This window comes from Pseudomonas sp. microsymbiont 2, assembly GCF_054788395.1.
Map to the genome: position 1 here is coordinate 4,726,971 of NZ_CM139112.1, position 12,454 is coordinate 4,739,424.

The 12,454-nt window shown below is 65.9% G+C and carries 9 protein-coding genes; 1 reads left to right on the plus strand and 8 read right to left on the minus strand.

Going from position 1 to position 12,454, the window contains the following annotated elements; all coding sequences use genetic code 11:
• Nucleotides 1-19: 19 nt before the first annotated feature.
• From ACYUME_RS21360 to pmbA, 3 genes are all read right to left on the minus strand, one after another.
• On the minus strand, nt 20-1,396 hold the full coding sequence (locus tag ACYUME_RS21360; protein ID WP_460416746.1) for a class II fumarate hydratase: 1,377 nt from the start codon (nt 1,394-1,396) through the stop codon (nt 20-22).
• The gene (locus ACYUME_RS21365) at nt 1,389-1,793 is read right to left on the minus strand and encodes a FagA protein (protein ID WP_279881999.1); all 405 of its coding nucleotides are present in this window, start codon (nt 1,791-1,793) and stop codon (nt 1,389-1,391) included. Before ACYUME_RS21365 ends, ACYUME_RS21360 begins: the two co-directional genes overlap by 8 nt.
• Nucleotides 1,794-2,001: 208 nt before the next feature.
• Nucleotides 2,002-3,348, minus strand: coding sequence for a metalloprotease PmbA (pmbA, locus tag ACYUME_RS21370; RefSeq protein ID WP_460416748.1), 1,347 nt, complete (start codon nt 3,346-3,348; stop codon nt 2,002-2,004).
• Nucleotides 3,349-3,457: 109 nt separating this feature from the next.
• On the opposite strand from pmbA, the gene yjgA reads away from it, so the two are divergent.
• Nucleotides 3,458-3,979 (plus strand): ribosome biogenesis factor YjgA, encoded by a 522-nt coding sequence (gene yjgA, locus ACYUME_RS21375; RefSeq protein WP_028689647.1) that lies wholly within the window; start codon nt 3,458-3,460, stop codon nt 3,977-3,979.
• 138 nt (nt 3,980-4,117) lie between these two features.
• Here the strand turns inward: yjgA and tldD are convergent, their stop codons facing one another.
• The 5 genes from tldD to ACYUME_RS21400 form a co-directional block, all read right to left on the minus strand.
• Nucleotides 4,118-5,557 carry a metalloprotease TldD gene (gene tldD / locus ACYUME_RS21380; protein ID WP_279882006.1) on the minus strand — a complete coding sequence of 480 codons (1,440 nt, stop codon included), beginning with the start codon at nt 5,555-5,557 and terminating at the stop codon, nt 4,118-4,120.
• A 2-nt stretch (nt 5,558-5,559) separates the two neighbouring features.
• The gene (locus ACYUME_RS21385; RefSeq protein WP_460419413.1) at nt 5,560-6,411 is read right to left on the minus strand and encodes a carbon-nitrogen hydrolase family protein; all 852 of its coding nucleotides are present in this window, start codon (nt 6,409-6,411) and stop codon (nt 5,560-5,562) included.
• Between the two features lie 13 nt (nt 6,412-6,424).
• A complete protein-coding gene (locus tag ACYUME_RS21390) occupies nt 6,425-10,240 on the minus strand; it encodes a YhdP family protein (RefSeq protein ID WP_460416750.1) in 3,816 nt (1,271 codons plus the stop codon).
• An 82-nt stretch (nt 10,241-10,322) separates the two neighbouring features.
• A complete protein-coding gene (rng, locus tag ACYUME_RS21395) occupies nt 10,323-11,780 on the minus strand; it encodes a ribonuclease G (RefSeq protein ID WP_279882011.1) in 1,458 nt (485 codons plus the stop codon).
• Between the two features lie 54 nt (nt 11,781-11,834).
• Nucleotides 11,835-12,434 (minus strand): Maf family protein, encoded by a 600-nt coding sequence (locus ACYUME_RS21400; protein WP_460416752.1) that lies wholly within the window; start codon nt 12,432-12,434, stop codon nt 11,835-11,837.
• Between the last annotated feature and the right edge of the window lie 20 nt (nt 12,435-12,454).

A 12,454-nucleotide genomic window follows, 5' to 3' on the forward strand; every position in this document is an offset into this window, starting at 1 on the left:
CCTCCAGGGCGGCCTTGGCTCAGATGCCGCCAGCGGTGAGTTTTTCCGGGTCCAGCAGGGCTTCGAGCTGGTCACGCGACAGGTCGGTGTGTTCCAGCGCCACCTCGATGATCGGCCGCCCCTGCTTGTAGGCGGTCTTGGCGATTTCGGCGGCCTTGAGGTAGCCGATGATCGGGTTCAACGCGGTGACCAGGATCGGGTTGCGCGACAGCGCTTCCTTGAGTTTGGTTTCGTTGACCTTGAAGCTGGCGATGGCCTTGTCGGCCAGCAGGCGACTGACGTTGGCCAGCAGCTCGATGCTCTCCAGCAGGTTGCGGGCGATCACCGGCAGCATCACGTTCAGCTCGAAGTTGCCCGACTGGCCGGCCACGGCGATGGTGGCGTCGTTGCCGATCACCTGGGCGGCGACCATCGCGGTGGCCTCCGGGATCACCGGGTTGACCTTGCCCGGCATGATCGAAGAGCCCGGTTGCAGCCCTTGCAGTTCGATTTCGCCGAGGCCGGCAAGGGGGCCGGAGTTCATCCAGCGCAGGTCGTTGGCGATCTTCATCAGCGCCACGGCGGCCGTCTTGAGCTGGCCCGAGAGCGCCACGGCAGTGTCCTGGGAGCCGATCAGGGCGAACAGGTTCTCTCCCGGGGTGAACTCGACCTTGGTCAGGCCGCTGAGCTGGCGGGCGAAACCGGCGGCAAACTGCGGATGGGCGTTGATCCCGGTCCCCACGGCGGTACCGCCCTGGGCCAGCGCCTGCAAGCTCGGCAACGTGTCTTCGATATGCGCCTGGGCGCCCTTGATCTGCGCCGCCCAACCGCCGAGCACCTGGCTCATGCGCACCGGCATGGCGTCCATCAGGTGAGTGCGGCCGGTCTTCACGTACTGGTGCACTTCGACCGCCTTGGCGTCGATCACCTGGGTCAGGTGCCGCAGGGCCGGCAGCAGTTGCTCGTGCAGGGCCAGGGCCGCGCTGACATGAATGGTGGTGGGGATGATGTCGTTGCTGCTCTGGCCACAGTTGACGTGGTCGTTGGCGTTGACCGGCTCGCCCAGCACGCGACTGGCCAGGGTGGCGATGACCTCGTTGGCGTTCATGTTCGAGCTGGTGCCGGAACCGGTCTGGAACACATCCACCGGGAAGTGCTGGATGAAATCGCCGGCCAGCAGCAGCTCCACCGCCTTGACGATGGCCTCGCCCTGCCCCGCGCTCAGTTGCGCAAGCTCGACATTGGCCTTGGCCGCCGCAGCCTTGGCCAGCAGCAGGGCACGGATGAACTGGGTCGGCATCGGCTTGCCGCTGACCGGGAAGTTGTCGACCGCGCGCTGGGTCTGGGCGCCGTACAGGGCCTGGGCCGGCACCTGCAGCTCACCCATGCTGTCACGCTCGATACGGGTATCACTCATCGTCTTCAAGTCCTTGCATCAGTTCTTCGGGAGAAATCGACGGCAGCAGCACGCAGTTGGCGAGCTGCAGCGCATAGGGCTGCCAGCGTTGGTTCTGTTCGCGGCGATCGAGGTTGCGCAGGTCCAGCAACGGACGCCAGGCCTGGTCCAGGCACAGGCAGCGCCAATGCCAGGGCAGCATGCGGTCGTTGGCGGTATCCAGCAGCAGGCGGAAGGCGGTCAGCGCCACCGTCCAGGGCGAGGTCTCGGTGCAGCACACCAGGTAGCGGCCTTCGGCCAGGTAGTGCTCGATCAGGCGCGGCTCGTCGGGTTCGAGGGCGCAGCGGATGCGACGGCTGAGCCAGCGCCAGTTTTCCAGGTAGGGCAGTTCGTGGAGGACGGGTTTCATGAACATCATCGCCGGGTGACTGGATAATGATATTCATTATTAAGTGATAAATAGAATCAGTTCAAGCTAGACGATAGGCAAAAGAAACCCGGCGCGATGGCCGGGTCCTTTGCAAGACATGAGCAGGGCAGCGTGGGAGCGAGCTTGCCTCGCGATTGCAGGTGAGATTATCGCGGGGCAAGCCCGCTCCCACGCTCCCCAGCCAATAGAGCGCCGATCAGCTGCCAGCCACCGTCATCCGCTCGATCAGCACCGAGCCACTGTGGATATTGCTGCGGGTCTCGATATCGCTGCCGATCGCCACGATCTGCTGGAACATGTCCTTCATATTGCCGGCGATGGTCACTTCCTGGACCGGGAACTGGATCTCGCCATTTTCGACCCAGAAGCCCGCAGCACCACGCGAATAGTCACCAGTCACCATGTTCAGGCCATGCCCCATCAGCTCGGTCACCAGCAGGCCGCGCCCCATGCGCCGGATCAGCGCCGCCTGGTCCTCCACGCCATGGGTGACGAACAGGTTGTGCACGCCACCGGCGTTGGCGGTGCTCGGCAGTTGCAGCTTGCGCCCGGAATAGGTGCCGAGGATGTAGGACACCAGCTCGCCCTTGTCGACGAACGGCTTGGCGTAGGTGGCCAGGCCATCACCGTCGAATGCCGCGCTACCCAATGCACGCGGAATGTGCGGGCGTTCGTCGAGGGTCAGCCAGGTGGGGAACAGGCGCTGGCCGAGGCAGCCCTCGAGGAAGGACGACTTGCGGTACAGGTTGCCGCCGGAAATAGCCGAGAGGAAGCTGCCGAACAGGCCACCGGCCAGCTCGGCCGAGAACAGCACCGGCACCTCGCAGGTCGGCACCGGGCGGGCGCCCAGGCGGCTGGCGGCACGTTGCGCGGCGCGCTGACCGATGCTGCGCGGATCGGCCAAAAGCTGGCCCTGGCGGTTGACGTCATACCAGTAGTCACGCTGCATCTGTCCATCGCCCTCGGCGATCATCACGCAGCTCAGGCTGTGCCGGGTGGACGCGTAGCCGCCGATGAAACCATGGCTGTTGCCATAGACCCGCACGCCCTGGTGGGTGTTGAGGGTGGTGCCATCGGCATTGAGGATGCGCTTGTCGGCATCGAAGGCCGCCGCCTCGCAGGCCAGCGCCATCTCGATGGCCTTCTGCGGCTCGATGTCCCAGTCGTGGTACAGGTCCAGGTCAGGGATCTCGCGGGCCATCAAGGCGGCATCGGCCAGCCCCGAACACTCGTCCTCGGAGGTGTGCCTGGCGATTGCCAGGGCCGCCGCGACGGTCTCGCGGATCGCCTCAGGGCCGCTGGCCGAGGTGCTGGCCGAACCCTTGCGCTGGCCAACGTAGAGGGTGATGCCGAAGCCCTGGTCGCGGTTGAACTCGACCGTCTCGACTTCGCGCTGGCGCACCGTGGTGGACAGGCCCTGCTCCAGCGACACCGCCACTTCGCAGGCGCTGGCGCCCTGGCGGCGCGCCTCGGCGACGATCGCCTCGACCTGTTCCTGCAACGCCGGCAGGTCCTTGGGGCCTACGCTCTGGACTGCACTCATGGTTCTCTCCACTGAAAATTCTGCGTACGGCTTGGGTCATTCTACGACCGGGCCGGACAAGCGGCCCCCGACTGGTTATCATGGCGGCGATTTCCTGCGGACTGCCCCCATGGTTGATTCTTACGACGACGCCTTCGATGGCGAAAAAAGCAAAACCCAGATCAAGCGCGAGCTGCATGCGCTGGTCGAGCTCGGTGAGCGCCTCACCACCCTCAAGGCCGACACCCTGGCTCGCCTGCCGCTCACCGACGAGCTGCGCAAGGCGCTGGAGGAAGCCAGCAAGCACACCGCCCACGGCGCCCGCAAACGCCACATGTCGTTCGTCGGCAAGCTGATGCGCGTGCAGGACCTGGACGCCATCCATGCCGTGCTCGAGCAAGTCGACAGCTCGACCCGCCAGTACAACGAGCGCTTCCACGGCCTCGAGCGCTGGCGCGACCGCCTGATCGACGGCAACGACGAGGACCTCGAGCGCTTCGTCAACGAGTTCCCCGACACCGATCGCCAGCACCTGCGCTCGCTGATCCGTCATGCCCAGCACGAGAAGGCGCGGAACAAGCCGCCTGCGGCTGCGCGTAAAGTGTTCAAGTACATCCGCGACCTCGACGAGGTCCAGCGCGGCCTGCGTTAAACCCAGAACCGGTTCGCCCTCACAGGTAAGCATGGATGCCCTCTGTGGGAGCGGGTTCACCCGCGAACACCGGCGCAGCCGGTGCCATACACCGCGTCGTCTTCTTCGCGGGTAAACCCGCTCCCACAAGGCTCGGCGTCAAGCGCCGGTACCGCCCACGGTAATGGCATCCAGCTTCAGGGTCGGTTGGCCAACGCCCACCGGCACCGATTGTCCATCCTTCCCGCACGTGCCCACGCCGCTGTCCAGCGCCAGGTCGTTACCGACCATCGATACCCCCCGCATCGCCTCCGGGCCATTGCCGATCAAGGTCGCGCCCTTGACCGGCGCGGTGATCTTGCCGTCCTCGATCAGGTAGGCCTCGCTGGTGGAGAACACGAACTTGCCGCTGGTGATGTCCACTTGGCCACCGCCGAGATTGGCGCAGTAGATGCCCTTCTTCACCGACTTGATGATTTCCTCGGGATCGCTGTCGCCAGCGCGCATGTAGGTGTTGGTCATGCGCGGCATCGGCAGGTGGGCGTAGGATTCACGCCGGCCGTTGCCGGTCACCGCCATGCCCATCAGGCGGGCATTGAGCTTGTCCTGCATGTAGCCCTTGAGGATGCCGTTCTCGATCAGCGTGGTGCATTCGGTCGGCGTGCCTTCATCATCGACGCTGAGCGAGCCGCGACGACCCTCCAGGGTACCGTCGTCGACGATGGTGCACAGGCTCGAGGCCACTTTCTCGCCGATCCGGCCACTGAACGCCGAGCTGCCCTTGCGGTTGAAGTCGCCTTCCAGGCCGTGGCCGACCGCCTCGTGCAGCAGCACGCCCGACCAGCCTGGGCCAAGCACCACCGGCAGCGTGCCGGCCGGCGCCGGGATCGCCTCGAGGTTCACCAGGGCCTGGCGCAGCGCCTCGCGGGCATAGCCCATCACCCGCTCCTCGGTGAAGAAACGGTAGTCGGTGCGGCCACCACCACCCTGCCCGCCGCGCTCGCGACGACCATTGTGCTCGACGATCACGCTGACGTTGAAACGCACCAGCGGCCGCACATCGGCGGCCAGGCTGCCATCGGTGGCGGCGACCAGGATGCGCTCCCAGACCCCAGCCATGCTCACGCTGACCTGCTGGATACGCGGATCGAGGGCGCGGGTGGCGGCATCGACACGCTTGAGCAGCTCGACCTTCTCGGCACGGCTGAGCACATCCAGTGGGTTGTCCTGCGCATACAGCGCGGTCACGTCCTGACTACGGAACGCCTGCACCTTGCCGTTCTGCCCGGCGCGGGAAATCGAACGGGCCGCGCGGGCCGCGGAAGTCAGGGCTTCGAGGTTGATCGCGTTGCTGTAGGCGAAGCCAGTCTTTTCGCCGGACTGGGCGCGCACGCCCACGCCCTGGTCGAGGTTGAAACTGCCTTCCTTGACGATGCCGTCCTCCAGCGCCCAGGTCTCCGAGATCTGGCCCTGGAAGTACAGGTCGGCGGCGTCGATGCCAGGGCCGGCCAGCTCGCCCAGTACCGTCTGCAAGCTGTCGAGGGTCAGACCGCCCGGGGCCAGGAGCTGCTCGCTGACGGTGGATAAAATCTCGCTCATAGTCACTCCGAGGTGTGCGCAGGCCGCAAGGCGTCCTGCGAGAAAAAGCGCCGGTGCGTGACCACCGGCATGCGCGCCCGGATGGACGCCTGTTCTTCACTGTCGCGCGTGGCGAGCAATACCGCTTCGCCCCGCGCCTGTTGCGCGACGATCCGCCCCCAGGGGTCGACGATCGCCGCCTGGCCGTGGGTTTCCCGCGGCCCCGGATGCAGGCCGCCCTGGGCGGCCGCCAATACATAGCACTGGGTCTCGATGGCCCGCGCGCGAATCAGCACTTCCCAGTGCGCCGCACCGGTCACCGCGGTGAACGCCGCCGGCGCGCTGATCAGCTCGGCCCCGGCGGCGCGCAAGGCGCTGTACAGCTCGGGGAAGCGCAGGTCATAGCACACCGACAAGCCCAGGCGGCCGACGGGTGTGTCGGCCACCACCACCTGGCTGCCATGGGCATAATCGTCGGACTCCCGGTAACGCCCGCGGTTGTCGGCCACGTCCACATCGAACAGGTGCAGCTTGTCGTAGCGCGCGGCGATCTCGCCGTGCTCGTCGATCAGCAGCGAGCAGGCATGCGCCTTGGCATCCGGCTCGCCGACCGGTGGCAGCGGCAAGGTGCCGGCGACAATCCATAACCTGAGGTCACGAGCGGTGCGTTTCAACCAGGGCAGGATCGGCCCTTCGCCCAGCGCTTCGGCCCGACCGATCGCCGCGGCATCGCGCCGGCCCATGGCGGCGAAGTTCTCGGGCAGCACCGCCAGCCGAGCGCCACCCGCGGCGGCCTGTTCCAGCAACACCCTGGCACGCTGCAGGTTCGCCGGCACATCGTCCTGGCTGACCATCTGGATCACTGCTGAGATCATCGCCACCCCGGGCTCATTTATCGAAAGGTTTCACAAAGGTGATTCTAGGCTCTTTGATCGGCCCCTCGACGCGATAGTGCACGCTGGCGAAGCGCGCCACCCGATCACCGATCAAGCGATCGACCAGGAACAGCGCGCCACCGACCGCCGGCGCGCCGACGATCAACGCGGCCAGCGGCAAGTTGTTGGTCACCGGCAAGGTCACCAGCAGCTTGGCATCGACCCGGTCGCGAACGAAGTCCATGGTGCCATCGAGTTCGAAATTGCTCGACGGCCCAGTGACGGTGATCGGCTCACGGGTCACGTAGACCCCTTCGCTGGCCACCAGCAGGCCCTTGACCCGGTCGTAGGCCAGGCCCTTGCTGAACAGGTCGGAGAAGTCCAGGCGCAGGCGTCGACCGATGGAGTTGAAGTTGAGCAGGCCGAACACCCGCAGGGCCTGGGCGCTGCCTTCGACTTCGACGAACTGGCCGCTGCGCAAGGCCGCGTCGAGGCTGCCGGAGTAACGGTTGAGGCTGACCCAGGCTGGCGAGCCCGACCACCGGCCATCCACGTCCATGCGAAAATCGCGGCTGGTCACGGTGGGCGCGAAGCCCCAGGCCTTGAGCACATCGCCCAGGTTCTTGCCGTCCAGTCGCCCCTTGTACCAGCTCGACGACTTGCCGGGTTCGCCTTCCCAGCCGCCACTGCCGTCGATATGCAAGCCCTTGAGGTCCAGGTCGATATCGCTCATCGCCGTGCCGCGAGGCGTCTGCCGCAGTTTCAGGGTGGCACTGCCGAACAGGTCGTCGCCGCGATACAGCTTGTCGATGGTCAGGTCCAGCGGCGGCACCTTGCGTGGATCGATATCGGCCAGTGGATCCGGGGCGTTTTCGTCCTGTGCTTCGTTCGGGTCGGCCGCGGGCAGGCGCAGGGTCTGCAGACGAATGGTCATCGGCGTGGCCTTGGCATCGGGAATGCGCGCATTGCCGATCACCTCCTTGCTGTCCAGGCGCAGGTCCCAGGCCGCACCGCCACGCGCCAGGCGGACCACCGCCTGGTTGAGGTCCATGCCGAAGGCCTTGAGCTGGCCGATGCTCAGGTCCACGCCCTGCAGGTTCTGCCGCGCGCTGCCGCCCGGGTCCTTGCCGGCCAGGCGCTCCATCTGCTGCTGCCAGGGCGCAAGGTCCAGCGCCTCGAGCCGACCGCGCACGCGCAGGCCCTGGCCGGTCGGCAGGCTGGCATCGCCCGTGCCCAACAGCAGTTCACCTCGGCCCTGATCCAGCTTGTCGGCGGGCGCGGCATAGGCGAAGCGGGCAAGGTCGGTGTAGCTGGCATCGATGCGCCGCTCCGGTCCTTGCAGCGACAGCCCGAAGCGACTGTCACGGGTTTCCCCGGCACTCTTGCCGAACGGTGCCGGCAGGTCGATGGCCAGCCCCTTGAGCGATGAGTTGACGGTAAGCCGGTTGTCACGGCTGCCCAGCATCACTTGCAACTGATAGGGCAGTTCGCCCGACACCGGCAACGGTTGCTGGAATTGCAGCCAGTCGGTCAAGGCCTTCAGGCCGACCTGACCATTGGCGCTGATGCGGGTCTGGATCTGCCCGTCCTGGCCTTCGGCGGCGATCTGGGCGCTGACCGGTTTGCCGAACGCCTGCAAGGTGATGTCCTTGCCGCTGAGGCCTTTGTCGAAATCGAAGCTGAAGTTGCCCTTCAGACGGCTCAGTTCCAGGCTCGGCGGCGCTACTTTCAAGGTCGCGTCAGCGGTCGCGAAATCCACCAGCACCTTGGGACGCTGGCCGTGGGCCAAGGGGATATCGAGCTTGACCTTGCCCTTGAGCGGCCCCTCGCCTTCCCAGCCGGCGAAGATCTCACCCGTGCCGATGGGCGCCTCCTTGAGGATCTTCAGGCCGTCGCCAAGGCGGCCATCGAAGTTGCCTTCGAGCAACAGATGGCTGTGCTGATCGCCCTCGACATGGGGAATGTTCACGCTGACATCGCTGACCTGGGTGTCGAGCAGCAATCCGCGGTTGGCCTTGATGCGCACCCCGGTGTCCTCGATGTAGACATTGCCGTCGACCTGCTGCACCTGCGGCCAGCCGGGCTGGAAGTCCAGCGCCGCATCATGGACCTTGAAGAACAGGCTGATATCCCGGGCGTGGGGCGGCGCGTCGTGGTGCAGCGAGCCTTGGTACTGGAAGTAGCCCTCATCGACGTTGCCCTTGACGATGGCGCTGCGCAGCCATTCGTCCAGTGCCGGGCTGAGCACCTCGGGCAGGTACTTGGCGGTGTAGCGCCCATCCCCCTCGGTAAGGCCGACGCGCAGGTCCATGTAGTCTTCGTGACCGGGCTCCAGGTGAATGCGGATAAGAAAGTCCGCGGCGATCTTGCCTTCGTCGCCCAGCACCTTGATATAGGGGGCGACCAGGGTGAAGGCCTGCTTGTCGAGCGTCCAGGTCAGGCGCGCGTTGGCCTTCGGGTAGTGCCAGGGTTTGCCGAAGATCGGGTACAGGTGCAGCATGAACGCCTGGGTATCCAGGCGCAGCTCGCCATGGCCGAGATCACCGCTGATGGCGCCGGTCACGTTGCCGGCGGCTGGCGCGCCGTGATAAGCGTCGAAACCGACCTTCTCCAGATTGGCGGCGAACCGCACGCGCTGGTCACCTTCGGCCTTGGGACGGATGTCCAGGCGTACATTGCGCAGCGAGCCGGTCACCTTGAGCGCATCGACCACGGTCATCAGCTTGTCCGGCAGCGGCGCCAAGGAATCGATCAACGGCGTCAGCGGCGTCAGGTCGAGGCGATCGGCCTGCACCTGCCAGCTTTCCTCGGCCGGATTCTGTCCAGGGCGCTGCGCCAGTTGCAGATGGGATTCCCAGCGGGTCTTGCCCAGGCTCATGGCCAGTGAGTCGACGGCGACATCGAAGCCCTGGTCCCGGCGCTGGAACCAGGCCGACAGGGCCAGGTTGTCCAGGGTGACGGCCTTGCGCCCGGTGTAGGCGCCCTTGAGCTGCGGTGCGTTGAGGCGGACCGTCGCCTGTTGCAGCTGCCCCTTGCTCCAGTCGACCCAGAACTCACCACCGGCACGCAGCGTCCCGGCCTGCCACTGGCCCAGCAGCTTCGGCGGCAACCAGCGTGCCCAGTCGCTCTGCGGCAGGCTCAGGTAAGCCTGCACCCGCCCGTCACGCCAGGTCTTGGCGCTGGCGCGGCTATTCAGGCTCACGGCCAGGGGCTGACCATCGGGCAGCGTGGCGCGCAGGTCGATGCTCTGGCGCGAAGCCCCGGCTTGCAGGCCCAGGCTGACATAGGTGAGTGTCAGCGGATCGCGTTTCCAGGCGTGCAGGGTGACCTGACTGTCGAACACATCGATGCGCCCCAACTGGCGAAGGCGCTTGAGCGCATCGGCGGGGTCCAACGGTGCATCATCCTTTTTCGGCAGGCCTTCGAGGGCCCAGGCGCCCTGCTCGTCTTCACGCAGGATCAGTTGCAACCCACTGAGCTGAATACGTGCAAGACGCACCTCACGCGCCTTGATACTGGCCCACAGGTCCGGCACCAGCCTGACATCGTCCAGGCGCAAGGCGCCCGCGCCCTCGCCCAGTTGCAAGTCGCGCACGCGCAATACCGGCGCCAGCCCACTCCAGCGGCCCTCCAGCGCGCCGACATGCACGGGCAGGCCCAAGGCCTGTTCGGCCTTGAGCTCGGCATCGGCACGGTATTCGGCGACCAGGGGTACCAGTTGCCGACCGAGGCTGACATACAGCGCCACCAGCACCGCCAGCAGGGCGCAGATTCCCAGCCCCCAGCGGGTCAAGGCGCCCAGAACGCGGGTCAGACGTTCCATGGCCATGGCCCTCCAAGTCGTCCCTTAACTATGGCCGGTGTATAGCGCTTTGCCAGCCCATCCTTGGGGCAACCGCTTTCAGCACGGGTCAGAGCAGCACCACATCGTATTGTTCCTGGGAATACATGGACTCCACCTGGAAGCGGATGGTTCGCCCGATGAACGTCTCCAGTTCGGCGACGTTACCCGATTCCTCGTCGAGCAGGCGGTCCACCACCTTCTGGTTGGCCAGCACCCGGTAGCCCTCGGCCTGGTAGGCGCGGGCCTCGCGGAGGATCTCGCGGAAAATTTCGTAACAGATCGTCTCGGGAGTCTTCAGCTTGCCACGCCCCTGGCAGGCGGCGCAGGGCTCGCACAGCACCTGTTCGAGGCTCTCGCGGGTACGCTTGCGAGTCATCTGCACCAGGCCCAGCTCGGTGATGCCGATGATGTTGGTCTTGGCGTGATCGCGCTCGAGCTGCTTCTCCAGGGTACGCAGGACCTGGCGCTGGTGCTCCTCGTCCTCCATGTCGATGAAGTCGATGATGATGATCCCGCCGATGTTGCGCAGGCGCAGTTGCCGGGCAATGGCGGTGGCCGCCTCGAGGTTGGTCTTGAAGATCGTCTCTTCGAGGTTGCGATGGCCGACGAAGGCGCCGGTGTTGACGTCGATCGTGGTCATCGCCTCTGCCGGGTCGACCACCAGGTAGCCACCGGACTTGAGTGGCACCTTGCGCTCCAGGGCGCGCTGGATCTCGTCCTCGACACCGTACAGGTCGAAGATCGGTCGTTCGCCGGGATAATGCTCCAGGCGGTCGGCGATTTCGGGCATCAGCTCGGCGACGAACTGCGTGGTCTTCTGGAAGGTCTCCCGTGAGTCGATGCGAATCTTCTCGATCTTCGGGTTGACCAGGTCGCGCAGGGTGCGCAGGGCCAGGCCGAGGTCCTCATAGATGACGGTCGGCGCGCCGCAGGTCTGGATCTGCGAGCCGATCTGCTCCCACAGCCGGCGCAGGTAGCGGATGTCCTGGAGGATATCCTCGGCACGGGCGCCCTCGGCGGCGGTGCGCAGGATGAAACCCCCGGCATCCTTCATCTCTTCCTGGGCCATGCAGTCGGTGACCACCTGCTTGAGGCGATCACGCTCGGCTTCCTCTTCGATCTTCAACGAAATGCCGACATGGCTGCTGCGCGGCATGTACACCAGATAGCGCGACGGAATCGACAGCTGGGTGGTCAGGCGCGCGCCCTTGGTGCCGATGGGGTCCTTGGTGACCTGCACCACCAGCGCCTGTCCCTCGTGAACCAGGGCGGTGATGGTCTCCACCGCCGAACCTTCGCGCTGGGAGATTTCCGAGGCATGGATGAACGCTGCCCGCTCCAGGCCGATGTCGACGAACGCCGCCTGCATGCCCGGCAGCACGCGCACCACCTTGCCCTTGTAGATATTGCCGACGATGCCACGGCGCTGGGTGCGCTCCACGTGCACCTCCTGCAGGACTCCGTTCTCCACCACCGCCACGCGCGATTCCATCGGGGTGATGTTGATCAGGATCTCTTCACTCATGGCGCGCTCTCGTCAGGGGTCTGGGGTAATGATGGATTGCTGCGGCGTGGCTGGCTAGCGCTGTGCGGAATCCTCTTGCAGTTGCCAACATGGCACGCCGAATTGCTCGAGCAGTTCGGCGGTTTCACTCAGGGGCAGGCCGACCACGGCCGAGTAGCTGCCCTCGATGCCGCTGACGAACACCGCGCCCAATCCCTGGATGGCATAGCCACCGGCTTTGTCGACCGGCTCGCCGCTGTCCCAGTAGCGCAGTGCTTCCTCGAAAGAGATGGTGCGAAAACGCACGGTGGTGCTGACGCAGCGGCTGACACTGCGCTGGCCATCGGTCAGCGCCACGGCGGTCAGCACCTGGTGTTCGCGCTTGGAAAGGTCGCCGAGCATGGCCAGCGCCTGCTCGCGATTCTCGGGCTTGCCAAGGATCTGGCCATCGAGCACCACAGTGGTGTCGGCGCCCAGTACCACGCCCGCTTCATCGGTATAGGCGAATCCGGCCACGGCCTTGGCCTGGGCCAGACGCTCGACATAGGCCGCCGGCGCTTCGCCCGGCAGCGGGGTTTCATCGATGGGCGCGCTGACGACAGTGAACGGCACGCCGATCTGGGTCAGCAGTTCACGGCGACGAGGTGAGCCGGAGGCCAGGTACAGCTGGGGCATTGGACTTCTCCCTGTCGATG

Coding starts and splice junctions, on each gene's coding strand:
- ACYUME_RS21360 (WP_460416746.1), bottom strand. CDS start 1,396: ATGAGTGATACCCGTATCGAGCGTGACAGCATGGGTGAGCTGCAGGTG.
- ACYUME_RS21365 (WP_279881999.1), bottom strand. CDS start 1,793: ATGATGTTCATGAAACCCGTCCTCCACGAACTGCCCTACCTGGAAAAC.
- pmbA (WP_460416748.1), bottom strand. CDS start 3,348: ATGAGTGCAGTCCAGAGCGTAGGCCCCAAGGACCTGCCGGCGTTGCAG.
- yjgA (WP_028689647.1), top strand. CDS start 3,458: ATGGTTGATTCTTACGACGACGCCTTCGATGGCGAAAAAAGCAAAACC.
- tldD (WP_279882006.1), bottom strand. CDS start 5,557: ATGAGCGAGATTTTATCCACCGTCAGCGAGCAGCTCCTGGCCCCGGGC.
- ACYUME_RS21385 (WP_460419413.1), bottom strand. CDS start 6,411: ATGATCTCAGCAGTGATCCAGATGGTCAGCCAGGACGATGTGCCGGCG.
- ACYUME_RS21390 (WP_460416750.1), bottom strand. CDS start 10,240: ATGGCCATGGAACGTCTGACCCGCGTTCTGGGCGCCTTGACCCGCTGG.
- rng (WP_279882011.1), bottom strand. CDS start 11,780: ATGAGTGAAGAGATCCTGATCAACATCACCCCGATGGAATCGCGCGTG.
- ACYUME_RS21400 (WP_460416752.1), bottom strand. CDS start 12,434: ATGCCCCAGCTGTACCTGGCCTCCGGCTCACCTCGTCGCCGTGAACTG.